General features: G+C 66.5%; 1 protein-coding gene. It reads left to right on the top strand.

The window, feature by feature from the left end; genetic code table 11:
* Positions 1–423 precede the first annotated feature (423 nt).
* Positions 424–1,905, top strand: a complete 1,482-nt coding sequence (locus LNK82_RS36660; RefSeq protein WP_230571529.1) for a non-reducing end alpha-L-arabinofuranosidase family hydrolase — start codon at positions 424–426, stop codon at positions 1,903–1,905.
* The last annotated feature ends 115 nt before the right edge of the window (positions 1,906–2,020 follow it).

The following is a 2,020-nucleotide window of genomic DNA, read 5'->3' as shown; positions in this document are numbered from 1 at the left end:
CGGATGGGTAGACAAGCACTCGAAGCTCCTGGCAGTGGCCTTGCTCTTGGTCGAGAAGTCATCTACCAGGAGCTTCGCCATGTCTCCACCACGGTCACCGTGTGGGGTGCCAGGTTGGAAAGGGTTCTTTGACGGCCGCCAAGCGTCGACGATGCCCCAGCGTCTCATCTGGGACTTCTTCAGAAAACCTTCCCGTTACATCTTGACGCGGGTCGTTGTTATCGTTCACAGTTCGCCATGCCACGTTCAATCACACCGCTGACAAGTCCTCTTATCGACCATATATCCACACATTCGCGCCCGGACCGCCGCTCCGGTGGATGTTAGCGCTAACACAATGTCCTTGCACGGGGTGTCGTCGGCGTCCGGGCCGATGCGGCCCCGCTGCATGTCGGCGGTCCCCATGACGAAAGGAAAGACGCTATGTCGGTTGGGTTTGCGCGCACCGCGAGGTGGCGTCGTCGATGGCGGTCCGGGTTTGCCGCCGCGGCTGCCGTGGCGTTCGCGGGCGGGCTGCTCACGGTGGCCACGACACCGGCGTCGGCCGCCACGGTGGACACCACCGCCTGGTACGTCCTGGTGAACCGCAACACCGGCAAGGCACTCGACGTCAGCGGCGCGTCCACCGCCGACGGAGCGAACCTCGTCCAGTGGACCCGCACCAACGCCACCAACCAGCAATTCCAGTTCGTCGACTCCGGCAGCGGCTACTACCGGCTGCGCGCGCGGCACTCCGGCAAGGTGCTCGACGTCTTCAACTGGTCGAGCGCGGACGGTGCCGCGGTCGTGCAGTGGGCCGACGGCAACGGCGCCAACCAGCAGTTCCGGCTGGCCGACTCCGACAGCGGCTACGTTCGGCTGGTCAACCGCAACAGCGGCAAGGTCGTCGAGGTGCAGGGCGCTGCCACCACCGACGGCGCCCGCGTGGTGCAGTTCAGCGACTGGGGCGGCAGCAACCAGCAGTGGCAACTCGTCCGGGTCGGCGGGGGCAGCGGCACGTGCGCGCTGCCGTCGTCGTACCGCTGGACGTCGACCGGCCCGCTGGCGAACCCGAAGTCGGGGTGGGTGTCGCTCAAGGACTTCAGCGCCGTCGTCCACAACGGCCGGAACCTCGTCTACGGCACGTCGCACGACACCGGGGACAGCTGGGGAGGGATGAGCTTCAGCCCTTTCACGAACTGGTCCGACATGGCCACCGCCACCCAGCACACGTTGTCCTTCAACGCCGTCGCGCCGACGCTGTTCTACTTCGCCCCGAAGAACATCTGGGTGCTCGCCTACCAGTGGGGTTGGCCGGACACCTTCTCCTACCGCACCTCGAGCGACCCCACCAACCCCAACGGCTGGTCCGCGCAGCAGCAGCTGTTCACGGGCACCCTCCCCACCGGGGCGCCCATCGATCAGACCCTCATCGCCGACGACACGAACATGTACATGTTCTTCGCCGACGACCTCGGCGGCATCTACCGCGCCAGCATGCCCATCGGGAACTTCCCGGGCAGCTTCGGCTCGAACTACACGAAGATCATGAGCGACACGAAGGAGAACCTGTTCGAAGCGGTTGAGGTCTACAAGGTCCAGGGCCAGAACCAGTACCTGATGATCGTCGAGGCGATGGGGGCGAACGGCCGCTACTTCCGCTCGTTCACCGCCTCCAGCCTGGGCGGCACGTGGACCCCGCAGGCCGCCACCGAGAGCAACCCCTTCGCCGGCAAGGTCAACAGCGGTGCCACCTGGACCAACGACATCAGCCACGGCGATCTGGTTCGCACCAACCCCGATCAGACCAAGTCCGTCGATCCCTGCAACCTGCAGTTCCTATACCAGGGGCGCGACCCCCGCTCCGACGGGATGGACTACGGCAAGCTGCCCTACCGCCCGGGAGTGCTGACACTGCAGCGCTAGTCAGCGGTGTGACAGCTGGAGCGGGGGGGGGCGGCCCCCAACCGCCCCCCCCCCCCCCCCCACCCCCCGGGGGGACGCCCGGGTCCCGGTGACGATCAGGGCGATGGTGATGGGA

The sequence above is a fragment of the Saccharothrix luteola genome (assembly GCF_020859565.1).
Taxonomy (GTDB): Bacteria; Actinomycetota; Actinomycetes; order Mycobacteriales; family Pseudonocardiaceae; genus Actinosynnema; species Actinosynnema luteola.
This window is presented reverse-complemented; position numbering and strand designations above follow the sequence as displayed.